11 protein-coding genes are annotated in these 13,527 nt (G+C 47.7%); 6 read left to right on the top strand and 5 right to left on the bottom strand.

Annotation, left to right across the window (positions count from 1 at the left end; all coding sequences use genetic code 11):
- Positions 1-30: 30 nt before the first annotated feature.
- The 4 genes from LJ740_RS20560 (at position 31) to LJ740_RS20545 (ending at position 2,825) form a co-directional block, all read left to right on the top strand.
- Positions 31-777 carry a class I SAM-dependent methyltransferase gene (locus tag LJ740_RS20560; protein WP_229531014.1) on the top strand — a complete coding sequence of 249 codons (747 nt, stop codon included), beginning with the start codon at positions 31-33 and terminating at the stop codon, positions 775-777.
- Between the two features lie 163 nt (positions 778-940).
- Entirely contained in the window at positions 941-1,267 is a 327-nt protein-coding gene (locus LJ740_RS20555) for a hypothetical protein (protein WP_229531013.1), read from the top strand.
- Positions 1,268-1,328: 61 nt separating this feature from the next.
- On the top strand, positions 1,329-1,898 hold the full coding sequence (locus LJ740_RS20550) for a CBS domain-containing protein (RefSeq protein WP_229531012.1): 570 nt from the start codon (positions 1,329-1,331) through the stop codon (positions 1,896-1,898).
- A gap of 153 nt (positions 1,899-2,051) precedes the next feature.
- On the top strand, positions 2,052-2,825 hold the full coding sequence (locus LJ740_RS20545; RefSeq protein ID WP_229531011.1) for a substrate-binding periplasmic protein: 774 nt from the start codon (positions 2,052-2,054) through the stop codon (positions 2,823-2,825).
- A 6-nt stretch (positions 2,826-2,831) separates the two neighbouring features.
- Here LJ740_RS20545 and LJ740_RS20540 read toward each other — a convergent pair whose 3' ends face one another.
- Entirely contained in the window at positions 2,832-6,515 is a 3,684-nt protein-coding gene (locus tag LJ740_RS20540) for a chromate transporter (RefSeq protein ID WP_229531010.1), read from the bottom strand.
- Between the two features lie 94 nt (positions 6,516-6,609).
- The gene (locus LJ740_RS20535) at positions 6,610-7,836 is read right to left on the bottom strand and encodes a hypothetical protein (RefSeq protein ID WP_229531009.1); all 1,227 of its coding nucleotides are present in this window, start codon (positions 7,834-7,836) and stop codon (positions 6,610-6,612) included.
- Between the two features lie 226 nt (positions 7,837-8,062).
- On the opposite strand from LJ740_RS20535, the gene LJ740_RS20530 reads away from it, so the two are divergent.
- On the top strand, positions 8,063-8,536 hold the full coding sequence (locus LJ740_RS20530) for a peroxiredoxin (RefSeq protein ID WP_229531008.1): 474 nt from the start codon (positions 8,063-8,065) through the stop codon (positions 8,534-8,536).
- Positions 8,537-8,578: 42 nt separating this feature from the next.
- Here LJ740_RS20530 and LJ740_RS20525 read toward each other — a convergent pair whose 3' ends face one another.
- Positions 8,579-9,676: an RNA polymerase sigma factor gene (locus LJ740_RS20525; RefSeq protein WP_229531007.1), complete on the bottom strand. Its 1,098-nt coding sequence runs from the start codon at positions 9,674-9,676 to the stop codon at positions 8,579-8,581.
- A gap of 113 nt (positions 9,677-9,789) precedes the next feature.
- Here LJ740_RS20525 and LJ740_RS20520 point away from each other — a divergent pair, with 113 nt between their 5' ends.
- On the top strand, positions 9,790-10,971 hold the full coding sequence (locus tag LJ740_RS20520) for a BaiN/RdsA family NAD(P)/FAD-dependent oxidoreductase (protein WP_229531006.1): 1,182 nt from the start codon (positions 9,790-9,792) through the stop codon (positions 10,969-10,971).
- Between the two features lie 259 nt (positions 10,972-11,230).
- On the opposite strand, the gene LJ740_RS20515 is transcribed toward LJ740_RS20520, so the two are convergent.
- Positions 11,231-12,640 carry a hypothetical protein gene (locus LJ740_RS20515; protein ID WP_229531005.1) on the bottom strand — a complete coding sequence of 470 codons (1,410 nt, stop codon included), beginning with the start codon at positions 12,638-12,640 and terminating at the stop codon, positions 11,231-11,233.
- A gap of 126 nt (positions 12,641-12,766) precedes the next feature.
- Positions 12,767-13,501, bottom strand: a complete 735-nt coding sequence (locus LJ740_RS20510) for a thioesterase II family protein (RefSeq protein ID WP_229531004.1) — start codon at positions 13,499-13,501, stop codon at positions 12,767-12,769.
- Positions 13,502-13,527 lie beyond the last annotated feature (26 nt).

Here is a 13,527-nt window from a genome sequence, read left to right as displayed (position 1 = left end):
AGATTTCCGCTCATCCAATCGGGCAGCCCTATGACCCATCACCTTCCTTTGTTTTGCCAATCCAATTCGTTACCTGAATTTTTATACAACGCCGGGTTTGATATCGTCAACACGACCCCCGATGGACTGGCGCTGGTTTTTGACGATGGCAAACTGGGCTTAAAAGATTTCGCGCAGCCCAAAGTGGGCGCGGTCATTGTGGATTTTACTGCCGATGCCATCGCCTGGCGGGCCAGCCGTAGCAGTATTAAAAACGAAGCCATCGCCAAAGCGATGGGACTTAAAGGGAATACCGCCAGTCGCATTGTCGATGCAACAGCCGGGCTGGGACGCGACAGCTTTATGCTGATGACGCTGGGCGCCAATGTCACCATGCTAGAGCGCTCTCCGGTGGTGGCAGCTCTGTTGCAGGATGGCCTGCGCCGGGCTGAACACTCCGGACAATTTGGCAGCGACTTTGCCACCCGATTGCAGTTTATCCCCGGGCAGGCAACAGAGTTATTACACAACTGGCAGACTGAGAAGCCCGACGCCATCTATTTAGATCCTATGTTTCCCCACAAGAAAAAGTCGGCGTTAGTTAAAAAGGAAATGCGGGTTTTCCAGCAATTACTGGGGCATGATGATGACGCAGACAAGCTGCTGGCACCGGCACTGAAACTGGCGAGCAAACGGGTCGTTGTCAAACGGCCAGATTACGCCCCTTATTTAGCAGATACCCCGCCCAGTATGCAGATAAAAAGTAAAAAACACCGCTTTGATGTGTATCTGGTTTAGTCGCTGTCTGCACAATTCGATTATTGCCGCGAGTTACAAATGTAGCTCGGGTATGAGACCAACACAGTGATTTTTACGATAAAACGCCCATTAGTGACTGGCACAAACATCCTGTTAAGCGCATACTGAAATTGAACAGGTAAGCAGGCAGTACTGATACACCATGAACTCAGAAACCCAAAAAAGCAGTGTTAACCACTTTATGCAATTGAGCATAGTGGTATGGCTGACCTTGTGTTTGGGGTTTATCAGCAGTGCCAGTTCGGCCAATCAGTTCGCTGACAGCGGCATTTATTCAGAGTCCGCAGTCTGGCAACTGGCTATTTTGCCGGCGGACGCCAGCCCGGAAACAGACGCCGATGATGACAGCATTATCAGCACCCGTTTGCCGCTGGCGTTGCAGCCAGGCTACCCACCCTTAAAACACCCAAGCCGCTTAGCAGTCCATGAGGCAAGTCACGCCTTTTACGCCAGAGGACCACCTCTTTAACCTCGTTAAAAAAACACCCGGCCTTGTGCCCGATTAGTTAATTTTTATTGAGGTAAAGATCATGAACTCCATCGTGACCAACAGTTATCCCGCAGTTGCTGTATCTGATCAAAAAAGCAGCCTGAGAACCATTACCCTGAATACCCTGGTCAGTGAATTAATCGCTGATCTGGAAAGCTTCCCCTACATTGTAGTTAACGCCGATACGCTGGCGACCGATGCCAGGAAGTTCCTGAAACAAAATCGCTCATCCCTGATGGCCGTTATCAACCAAAATAAACAGTTTTTGGGCATTCTGGACAGTCGCGATTTTGACCAACAGGAAATCGTAAAAAGGATGTCACAGGGTTATGCACTCAGCGAAATTCAGGTCTCTGATTTACTGCATCCGCGTGAGATTCTGCACTCCGTTAACGAGCATGAGATTAGTCATCAAACGCTAATGTCACTGGTGCGTCAAATGCGTTACAGCGATGACAAGGTGTTGCTGGTACTTACCGAGTCCACCGGTGCCTTATCCGGTATATTGAGCGCGGCGCATATTGCTCAGCAATTGCAACTTCCGCCTCATGAAAGTGAGACATTGTCATTCCGTCGTCTGTATAACATGCTGGCCAACGAGGAAGCGTAACAACCAGCATGCCCATAGCAGAGCGCCACTAAAGCAAGTGTTCAAAGCACTTCCCAAAGAAGTGCTTTTTCTTTTTTAAAACCAGCGTGTTATTGGCATTTCCTGACTATACTAAGCGTATATCTTTGCTGAAATTTTGTGCAGGTTCAAACTATGTTGCTGAGCGCCTTACAACAGGGTTTGCGATTGCTGATCATTTTGATGTACCTGAGTCACCAGACCCAGGCTCAGGAATCTCCCTTTTTGAATTTGCAATTAGCCACTGAAGACTATGCCCCCATGAACTACTTTGAAGGCGGTCGCTTCAAAGGGATATCCATTGATTTGCTGACCCTCATCTGGCAACGGGAAGGCATAAAAACAGCGCCGGAAATTGTGCTGTACCCCTGGGCACGGGCGTACTTTGAATTGCAAAATCGCCCCAATTTTATGCTGTTCGCAGTAGCCAGGATCCCGTCCCGGGAAAGCTTGTTCCAATGGGCCTGCCCAATTGTAGACACCCACTATATTCTTCTGGCAAAAAAATCCAGTCAGATCAAAATCTATTCTGCCGCGGATCTGGAACACTACACCATAGGCACAGTGCGCTCTGATGTCAGCGAACAGGCTCTGCTATCTATTCTGAATAAACCCTTCAATATACTCAGCAACACCAGCATGCGCCCCAATCTGGAGCTGATGGACAAAGGCCGGGTGCAACTGATTGCCTATGATGAATTAGGAGCTAATCAGATGCTGAGCAATGCCGAGCGCAATCCCGACGACTTTGAAAGTGTGTTTACCGTTGCAGATTCTCAAACCTGTTTCGCGTTTAACCCAAATGTTCCGGAACACACTGTTGCTCGCTTTCAGGCACATCTGCGCTCCATCGTGGCATCAGGTGAGTATCAGGCAATACTGAACCGCTACTACAGCGCAAATAACTGATAGCAATCAGGATTGGGTAGCCAGCTTGATAATTCCGCCGGCTAACCCGGTGATCCCGGAGCCATACCCGGAGATGATATCCACGCCTAACAACACAACCAGCAAAATCTCTCCTGCGCCGTATGCAGAATCTAGTAAGGGTACACAGGGCGGAATAAATGAAAAGAAGCACGGAATGGTCGCAAAAAACGACCCCAATTGATCCAGCGCATCAGCTGACGTCATCCAGCCATCTTTGGTGATTACGCCATTGTATATGAGCGCTGCAATGGTCATTACTGCAACTAAACCCGTAAAAGCCGCTTCCGCAACATCCACAAACACAGTAACCACCAGAGCTGGCATGGGCGCAATCAAGGCAAATATCGTTAATCCCAATCCGATAACTGTAGCAATGCCGGCGCAAATCGACATGGCATAAGGCAGTTTACTGGGCTTTTTGGGTGAATCCGACTTTGGCAACAATACCCCGGTAACGGCAATCAGGATTCCGGCTAACGTGATTAACTTCGAAGGAATTGATATGGCAAACCGGATAATCTTAAACAGATAGGCGATAATCTTGAAAACCGTGCCCGCTTTGCCGGTAATCTCTTTACTGTCCACGGCGTGCTTCAACGCCATTACATGGCCATAGGCAAAATCACTCACTGCGGTGAACAGGCCCAGTATCAATGACGGAACTTTCATTACGTCGATATAGGATTGAGCCGCATCTTTTAAGTCCTGTGAGATCTTGATATTTTGCTCTTTTTCAGCCGTGCAGGCCCGGCCGATAAAACTGAATAAATTTTTCCAGTTAGCCTTTTGTGCCCGCATGTCTTCCAGCTGGCGTTGCGTGAATGGCGCAGTTAGTTTGTGCAGTAACTTGTGCACCAGATTCATGGGAATTGCAATCGCCAGACTCACCAGATCCAGCAATGTCGTGCTGGTTCCCCGTGTCATCAGCACAAACTCTGACACCCCATTCAGGTACACTTCCGTGTTGAGCAGCGCCCCGATGAGCTGGAACATACGACCAACGCATTTCAGCGCCAGCGCCATTAATTCTTCACCGACATCAATAGCAAACAACAACAAAGGTTTCATGGTGCGGAAGGTGCGAAGCACACCTCCGGAGAAAAAGGCCGCCGGCGAATCGGGTTTAAAATCGGCGAAAATGGCCAGCACTTCATCATTCATGCGGTGTTTAAATCGGGTTTCAATATTTTGCGCAAATTCCAAAAATATTGCATCTTGCGGATCGCTGCCGGGCTCAAAGCTGCGATGAATCGCCTCACCCTTACGCTGCAGCTTATTACTTACCATACGTCCAGCGACCTTGTTGTTCTGCAGAGCACTGACCATGGCAGAGGTTTGCCCGGTTCCATCGGCAGCAGCAAATTGTTGAGTCTGCATCGGATCCATCGCGCCAAGCACCGCTTCCACCTGATTGAATGCATCATCGATTGCGGATTTCAGGTGATCCGCTTTTTTGCGGCCCCAGTCCACCAGATCACGCTCAAATGTTTGCTGAGCGCTTTCCAGCGCCTGATGGACATTCAGTTTGATTACCTCGTTAGTAATCAACACATCCTGCCAACCCAATAATGCCGTTACAAATTTAACCAGCTTCAGCGCAAGATTAGCGGTAGCCTCGCCGACCTTTTTAAAGAATCCAGCGATGGTATGAAACAACGCCTCTGCCGTTTTGGCGATTCCCTGCGCGGTATCCACCACAAATTTCACCACTTTATTGCCGACCGTTACCACAAGCTCAGCAAACTGCTTACCCACGGTAATCACAGCATTTTTAAATTCTTCCCAGGCATGTTTTATTAAGTTGATCACATCTCCTAATATTGGTATCCCCTGCGGACGTTCTTCAGGTTTATCCGCCAGGCTTTGCACCGTTACAGCAGATGCATCGGGTGGCGACACGTTAACCGTTTTTGAATGGTTACCTTGCTGGTCAATCTTCATGCGCAACGCCGCGCCGGAGGAATTATTCTCTGGCGAAGCGCCCTCAGCTTTGCCCAGCTGTCGAACCATATCTGCCACCGCATTTGCCTGAGGCCCGGGCATATTTTCAGGAATAAGCCCGGCAGCGCGCAAGCTGCGGGTTTCTATTTTCACTCTTGCATCTTTGCCCGCCAGCCGCTCACTGACTCTGGCGTTAGGGTTAACCTGAAACTCCTTTCCTGTGGCTTTGACACGGAAAAACAAGGTTGGTGCGTGAATGCTCTCTGCGGGTATTACCAGGTTTAACTTGCCGGACGCATCGGTGCTGAGGGGCTTCCACTGCCGGGCATTCAATTTCATCCCGATATCGTTCGCAGACACATGGCAGGCATAACTACTGCGGATCTCAAGTGCCGCAAGCGTTACCAGCTGACTATTGTCGTCACGTGACTCCACTTCGACTGCATGGCACGGCATAACTTCTGATTTGGCATGTTCAGCTTCGGCAGCGGAAGTGCAGTTTACTTCCAGGTTGCTCCACAAGGTCGTTTCGCGATCCTGACACATATGTTCCAGCGCACGATTTTCACTGTTCACCAAAAACAACTCAGCGCCATCTAACATGGCACGTGGACAGGCAATCGCATTGGCACGATTTCCCAGACAAACCCAGTCACCAAAGTCGATATCGCCCTGCTCAGTAAAGCCTTGCTGACGCAAAACCCACAACCGGGAATCAACTGCCGACAAGGCAAATACCACGGCCCGATTTTGGTCATCCCGTCCCAGGCATACCTGTGCCACACTGGCAGGCTGGGTATCATTCACGCCTGTCAGCGCATAGCTAGTGAGCTTATTTTGCCCGTAGCCAGCCACAAAATGCAGGGCATTATCATCGGTCAGCAACAACAAATTTTGCGACCCGATAATGCTGGGAAAGGGCAACACATTGTCTGCTACCAGTTCACCAAATCCGGCATTACAGCGGGCAACATCTTTGCCCCATTCAAAATAGTATTCGTCTTCCTCGTCATCGTAGCCGAACTCAAAGTCTTTCAGCACCAGATCCTCACCCTCAATACGCAAACAGGCATGACCACTGTCTCCGCTGGCGAGTAACCGGTAGGTCGCATCCGTATCGGGACGGCGTTCGTAAACCGCTTCCAGTCGTCCATTGGGGTTTTGAAAAACGATAAAAAACTGTGGCGTCTCAAATGCCGTGCTTACCCCGTAAAAAAAATGCTGTCCCTGAGCCGTCCGGTACACTTCCGTTTGTGTAGTGCGATACAGACAATTGGCAACATTGCCCCGAATATCCAGCTCTTGCCAGCCTCGCTCTGGCGTAAAACTCATGGGCAATATTATATGGTGCTCGCCCTCTTCATAATGCAACAGCGCAATGATTTCGCCGTTTTGGTAATAGGCGTCAATTTTCACCACATCGCCCTGCAGCGTGCGGCGGTCGCCCCGCATAGCGGGCAAAGTGATAAGGCTGGCCTCCCAACCTGTCTGGCTATGAGCCGAGGGCCGGAGATGTAAAAGTTGATTATCGGGCGATACAGACAGCAACTCCACTTCGGTCTGCTCGGCACCGAGTAGATCGATATCTTTACCGGCCTGATCTACCGGACGCTGCACCACAGCAAAACGTCGCTCCACACCGGCAGCCAGTGGCGGTAACGCTGCTGAAAAAATCTGTTCAATGGTATCGGTAGAAAATTCCAGGCGAGTGGCAATGGCAGCATTCATGAGTGTTTCCTCCGGTGTTGTTGCCCTGTATTCCTGATTGTTCAGGGCTGGCGGTTCGGGTGGTAATAGCGACGTCCATTTCAATCGTATTGACTTATCGGCTGGCGTCTCTGGCGGCCTGCGTTACTGTGCAATTACGCATTTGTACGTATGGATAAGTACTGATCGTCGGTACGGCCTCGCCGTCCATGGTATAGGTGCCGCTTTGTGCATAACCGCTGGCACCGGAACCACTGGCCCCGCCAATGTAATTTGACGGTAAAGTGATATCCATTCTGATTTTATGGTTGTGGGTGCGGATCTCTTTGGAATTAAGTGGTTCACCGCCAAAAGAGGTGCCGCTCAACGCTGTATCTCCTGCTGGTAACCCCACCAGGAAACGGCCATTGGAGTGAGGACTACGCCCCCATTTGTTAGGGCAATCCTCTGCCGCGATAAAACTGAACAAATCTAAAGGTAAGCGGCTGGTTCTGGCACGCCCTGCCGTTTTCTGACAGACCATCAGATTAATATAAGGTACCGCGTCTGGTGACGATGCTTCTGTACGGAAAAACTGATCTTTAAACGTAGCTTTTCCAAAACCCGTGTTTTGTTTGAAGAACAAAAAAGACTTAGCAAGAACCACGGAGTGATCAATCACCGGCAAATGCACCACATTGTCGCTTTTAGCATCCGACACATACACATGGTGATCATGCGTTATCTGGTTTCCCGGCCAATCCCCCACCTGCAGGTTGTATTCATCAGCTTTTGCATCAGCCGGAATAGGAACAATAAAACGATGGTGCAATTTGTCATATTTTTCCCAGTTATCCGGGCAACTTCGGTCATTAAAAAAGTTCACCATTTCCCTGGGAAAATAATCATGTAGTGGCTCTTTAATACGCTCACCATCTTGGTCCACTCCCACGTACTCGCATAACAGCATTTGCATGTAAGGCATGTTGCCATCAGAGCTTGAAGTGCGACCAGTAACTGTGCGTTTTATACCAGAATGAGTCAGGTTAGGATTGCCACCGCTATTGGCTACCACAGGTTCATAGTCCAGGGTGACGCCCAGAGTAATCTCATGATCGTGTTTTGGCGGGGTCTTATCCGGCATTGGTTGACCATTGACTCGCCCCACCTCGTCACCGTTTGTTGTGCCCCGGAGCATCCGTCCTTTAGCCTCGCTTAGCTCTTGCCATCCTGTGGGACAGCCATCGCGAGCATCTTTCACATCAAAAAACGCCACCAGGCCAGCGTTAGCTGCGCCGTAAAATAGCGCACAGCAAAACAGGCAGACGCGTAATACAATCCCTTGTCGTTGTTTTTTCATCATTGATATTTACCGTGTTGTTGGAGCCTGTTGATGTTGCTTGACATGATTTAGCAACAACCAGCTGTCAGTGTAGATAATTACTCGCTGGAAAAAGCGTAGACTCTGCTTACAAAATCAGCAAGAAAATACTCTGATTAGTATCTCTGATGCGCTAAGCACCGATTGAGAATTATACCCACCAGCAGTAACATAGTGCTGTTTACTATTCATTAGAGAGGAAAAATTGATGATTTCTGTAGGCGATACCTTACCCGGCCACACGTTTATGCTACGTGAACGCGGCGAAAGTTCACAACCCACAACAGAGGATTTGTTTGCCAATAAAAAAGTGGTGATGTTTGCCGTGCCCGGTGCATTCACTCCTACCTGCTCGCAGGCCCATCTGCCTGGTTTTGTGGTGAATGCCGATGATATTAAAGCAAAGGGTGTAGACAGTATTATCTGTATTTCGGTAAACGATGCGTTTGTCATGGAAGCCTGGGGCAATGCCAGCAATGCCGAAAACCTGACCATGCTGGCCGACGGAGACGGTGAGTTTAGCGACGCTATTGGTCTGGCTAAACAAACCGGCAAATTTGGTGGTATTCGCAGTTTGCGTTACGCCATGATAGTCGACAACAAAGTGGTAACACACCTAGCGGTTGAAGAGGCCGGGCAGTTTGAAGTCAGCAGCGCCGAAGCCATATTGGCAGCACTGTAAGTGTTTACCGAATAACTGAAAGTTGGCACACGCCAACTTTCATCAAAGCACCAGTCTGCCGCTGTTAATCAGCCCCATCACCATGGCAATAAAGCCAATTCCGCCGCCCAGCATTAAACCAATCCAACCGGCAACAAAATGCGCTGTTTTACATTGTATAACCGCGTCTTTTATCAACCTCATTAACGAGCGTTGTTGCACCCATAACCCTATCATCAACACACTGTAAACAAGCACCGGGGCAACCCAGCCATCGTCAAGCACATACGCCAGCGCAAACAAGACGCTACACAGCATTACCCAGATTGCCTGACCACGAGCATGTTTCTTGAGTAGCCGCTTTTGTTCGTCATCGGTTAAATTTCGTTGCGTTAAAAGGGCGGCAAAAATAATTGCCGCCACCGCCACCAATCCACCGAGCAGCGCACCGCTTCCCAATACCAGTATTTTTGCGATACCGGAATATTGAGAAAAGCCGCCAGAGGCTATGCTTGCCGCAGCCGGTAAACTGGTGGTGATTGAAGACGTTACCAGGGTTGTAAACCCCACCGCAGGCAATGTGGAAAACAGGTACTCACCCAGCGTCTCCAGTAATTCAGATTTAACCTGCCCGCGTATCCGCTTGAGCTTTTGCCTGACGTTGGCCTCCGTCAAATCCAGCAACTGCGCCACCTGACGACTGTTTTGCTGCTCCCGGTAATACAGGATCAGAATGTCCCGACTTTCGGCTGGTAATTCTGCCACCACATTCATCACGATTCGGTGAATCTGGGCAGTTTCCAGCTTGTTCAGATCACCCTGTTGAGCATCGCCATGCTCATTCTCTTCCGGCAGTTCCGCAATCGTTTCTTCCCGGCTAACCTTATTGTCCCGCAGGTAATTTTTCGCCTTGTTGCGGGTAATTTGCCTGATCCAGGGGAGAAAGCTGTCAGGCGATTTTAACTCCTGAATTTGTTGCCACACGGCCACAAAGGTATTTTGCGCCACATCTTCACTGGCCTGAACATCCTGCACAATCGACAACGCTGTACTGGTAACCAGATTCTGTGTTTTTGATACCAGTTGAGTAAACGCCTCAATATCGCCTTTTTGTGCCAGTAGCACCTGTTCAAATAATTGTTGCTGTACTAATTCAGTCATGATTAATCTCCGGTTGCATGAGCCTACCACTAAAGGTCACCAACCACCGGCAAAGTGTGACAAATTTTTTTTGAAGCCGCTATAATCGCCGCGTTTACAGCTGGGGAATTATCTTGATTAAAACAGATGTTATTGTCATCGGTGCGGGTGCCGCCGGGTTATTTTGTGCCGCCGAAGCAGGTAAGCGCGGTCGCTCGGTATTGTTGTTGGATCACGCTAAAAAACCCGGCAGAAAGATCCTGATCTCCGGTGGCGGACGCTGTAATTTCACCAATATGTATGCCTCACCGGAAAACTTTTTATCGGACAATCCCCATTTTTGTAAATCAGCCCTGAGCCGCTATACCCAATGGGATTTTGTTGCCCTGGTGGAAAAGTACAATATCGCCTATCACGAAAAAACGCTGGGTCAGTGGTTTTGTGATGACTCAGCCAAAGATATTGTGGCCATGTTGATGGCAGAGTGTGAGCAGGGCAGTGTTAAACATCAGATGCAATGTGACATCCGCCACATCGAAAAAACCACAAGCGGTTTTATGCTGGATACCAGTCATGGCCCCTATCAGTGCGAAAGCCTAGTGATCGCCACCGGCGGCCTGAGTATGCCCAAATTAGGCGCGACGCCTTTTGGCTATCAGGTAGCCGAACAGTTTGGTTTAACCATTCGCCCCACCCGAGCAGGTCTGGTGCCCTTTACCCTGCACGACAAAGACAAACAGGTATTGGCCGAACTTTCCGGTATTTCTGTTAATGCCAGCGCCAGCTGCAATAACACCTGTTTTAACGAGAATATTCTGTTTACCCACCGGGGTCTCAGCGGCCCGGCTGTACTGCAAATTTCCAGTTTCTGGGAACCCGGCCAAAAGGTGGAATTCAACCTGTATCCCAACGGCGATTTACAACAAATTCTGGAAGAAAAACAGCAATCCAATACGGATGCGCAACTGGCTACCGCACTGGCGCAAATCTATCCCAAACGTTTTGTCCAGGCAGCAATCCCTTATTTCAGTTTAGCCAACAAACCATTAAAACAGTTTCAGGGTAAGCAACTGGAACAGGTTGCCCAGGCCTTTGAACAATGGCTGTTACAACCCAACGGCACAGAAGGTTATCGCACCGCCGAAGTCACGCTGGGAGGAGTTGATACCAAACACCTGTCCAGCAAAACCATGATGGCCAAGGACGTTGAAGGCTTATACTTTATCGGCGAAGTAGTAGACGTCACCGGTTGGCTGGGGGGTTACAACTTCCAGTGGGCCTGGAGCAGTGCCTGGGTGGCGGGGCAAGAGGTTTAGAACTGTTTTCGCATAATAAAGTTTGTACATTAATCTATATTGGTTAAACAAAGATACAGTGGAACCAGCAACCTGCCTCGCTTCAGAGAAATAAAAACGTTCAAAGATTTCCCACCTTTTCCACCTTAGGATTGCCGTTTCGGGTAAAACAAATGGAATCATGACCTCAATGTTCATGATGCTTTGCGTATGACTTGAATAATGATGTTCTGTTAAAGAATAGTATCTCGTAAAGGAATGATTGATACGTTTTTTATTTCTAAATGCTTATTCTTTTTTTACTTTCGCATACTAAATTCAGAATAGCTCCCTGTGCGGCGTTGACTATGTAAGATTCAGATTGAGCAGGGATACTTCTGGCAAACATGCCACCAAATCGTGTACCGAAGTTAAACGATGCCCAAACCGGTATACAACTTTTAACCTGACCACATGACATTGCAGCTTCAATAACATCAGCAGAGCAATACTCCTGCATGAGCCACTCACCGTTACCCACCAACTCATTCACTTTCCGGGACCAGTTTTGCACGCTCATTTCGTTCCCGATGTAAACGTCATTGCCTTTCAGAGATACTCCCTTTTTCAATACAAATCTTGTTTGATTTTCCACAAGCAGGGTTTTTAGCGACACAGTAGTTTTCTGATATCGCGCGATTGGGTTTTTCAGGCTCATTGTCCAGGGAACATACCGGTGGATCCACTCAACTTCTGATGTTTCTAAGCGTTCATGTATCAGTGGCTCACAAAATAACGCCAAAAACAGCTTATTGCCAAAGCACTCATTAGTATAATTGTCTGGATAAACAAGGTTTCCTGCTAAATAAGCATCCTGAAACGCCTGCTCCTTTTTGGACTGAGAATAGTAATCAGCCATGATAATTGCATCTACACTTTTTTCCTTAAAAAACAAAATGTTGTCTTTGGTGAACGTCAGTTCATCAGGGTTGTTACAAATGTAGATGTCACCACTGACATAGTCACTGCAAGCTTGGTAAATCTCTCTGAGATGGTGCTCTATGAAATTGGAAAAATTATCCTTGCTTCCTGCAATATGGAAAACGATATTTCCTGTTTTTTGCGATTTACTTAATTGTTTTATTCTGCTTGCGATACATTCCACTAAGACCTTCAATGTTGGATGATAACGGAGTACTATATTACGTGTATTTGGCAAGTTGTTTAACGCTTGAATCAAAGTTGAATGAATAAAATCAAGCTCCCAGCCACCGATACTTGAACCAGAATTTATCTCCAAAAGTTTTATTTGACCGTCTGATAAAATGAAATCTACCCTGCCCATAAAATCTTCAACTGAAAATTTGTCGCAGTGGCACTTAGTCAATTCGGTCAAAAACATGCCGTATTTTTGGCGAAACTCGCTGTCTGTTATTTCAGATATAATAGCGATTACTTTGTAACAAATTGACGTCAAAATATCATTAAACACCAAAACTTCATTAATTTCTGAGCTTTCCATTAAAATGGGATAACACCCTACCTTGAAGCCAAATGTATTTTCTGCATCCGATTTAGAGGTCAGTACCTCAGAATTCTGGAATAGTGATGATTGATGATGTTGAATAATGTTTGCCAACATCGCCTTGTGAAGCGACAAGCGGTCTGTCAATTGCGATTTACTATTTACCGCGTTCTCAGTAATTTTCATTTTTTAACTACACTTGTAAATTAGAAGCCGTCACCAGGCTCTAGCACGTCTTATGAATTGTGACTTTACTGCGCTATATACGACCGGTATCGGGATATTGACCACAAAGTACCAAAGTGAAACTATTCAAAGCCCCATGACGGTATTTACACTATCTATGACTTGGCTACTTAGTTCATTGATAAAAAAGTGATCACCATCAAAATAGTGGTAGTCTAATGACCTTGACGTTAATGATTGCCATCCGTTTAATTGTATCTCTGATATTTCTTGATCTTCGCGACCATGGAAAACAGAAATAGGCAAAGGCAGATTCTTTTGCTGGCCGAGGTAACACTCTGCCACTTTAAAGTCAGCTCTTAGCAGAGGAGTCAGGAATTCCATTAATTCGCGATTTTCCAAAATTTCTGACGGAGTACCATTGAGCTCTCCCAACTTGGCGAAAAACTGCGCTTCTGGCAAGTGATGGATCGGTGGTTTTTTCCTTGGTACGTGTGGTGCTCCACTACCTGAAGCTATCAGGTGAAGCGGCAGTTTACCGCCACTTTCAGCGATATTAAGCGCTAATTCCCAAGCAACACGAGCCCCCAAACTATGCCCAAACAAAACATAGGGCTTACTGGTAATGTAATCTTGCTGCGTGAGTAGCTCCCGGATGATGTCATCCATACTCGTGTAGGCAGCCTCTCTGATGCGTTCACCTCTTCCCGGTAACTGCACCAATACCAATTCTACGTCGGCATGTATGTGATTCGCCCATGACATATATGTTGCAGGGGAACCTCCAGCATATGAGAAACAAAACAACCTTAACTTAGCCAGAGGTTTAGCTTTCGGCACAATAAATAGTTTTTTTGCCACTTCAAATCTCCTTATTTGTTAACACC

Source organism: Planctobacterium marinum, assembly GCF_020687805.1.
Lineage (GTDB): Bacteria > Pseudomonadota > Gammaproteobacteria > Enterobacterales > Alteromonadaceae > Planctobacterium > Planctobacterium marinum.
This window is presented reverse-complemented; position numbering and strand designations above follow the sequence as displayed.

Bases quoted from the DNA above. Each gene is read 5' to 3' on its own strand.
- LJ740_RS20550 (WP_229531012.1), top strand. From the start codon at position 1,329: ATGAACTCCATCGTGACCAACAGTTATCCCGCAGTTGCTGTATCTGAT.
- LJ740_RS20545 (WP_229531011.1), top strand. From the start codon at position 2,052: ATGTTGCTGAGCGCCTTACAACAGGGTTTGCGATTGCTGATCATTTTG.
- LJ740_RS20560 (WP_229531014.1), top strand. From the start codon at position 31: ATGACCCATCACCTTCCTTTGTTTTGCCAATCCAATTCGTTACCTGAA.
- LJ740_RS20525 (WP_229531007.1), bottom strand. From the start codon at position 9,676: ATGACTGAATTAGTACAGCAACAATTATTTGAACAGGTGCTACTGGCA.
- LJ740_RS20530 (WP_229531008.1), top strand. From the start codon at position 8,063: ATGATTTCTGTAGGCGATACCTTACCCGGCCACACGTTTATGCTACGT.
- LJ740_RS20535 (WP_229531009.1), bottom strand. From the start codon at position 7,836: ATGATGAAAAAACAACGACAAGGGATTGTATTACGCGTCTGCCTGTTT.
- LJ740_RS20515 (WP_229531005.1), bottom strand. From the start codon at position 12,640: ATGAAAATTACTGAGAACGCGGTAAATAGTAAATCGCAATTGACAGAC.
- LJ740_RS20540 (WP_229531010.1), bottom strand. From the start codon at position 6,515: ATGAATGCTGCCATTGCCACTCGCCTGGAATTTTCTACCGATACCATT.
- LJ740_RS20555 (WP_229531013.1), top strand. From the start codon at position 941: ATGAACTCAGAAACCCAAAAAAGCAGTGTTAACCACTTTATGCAATTG.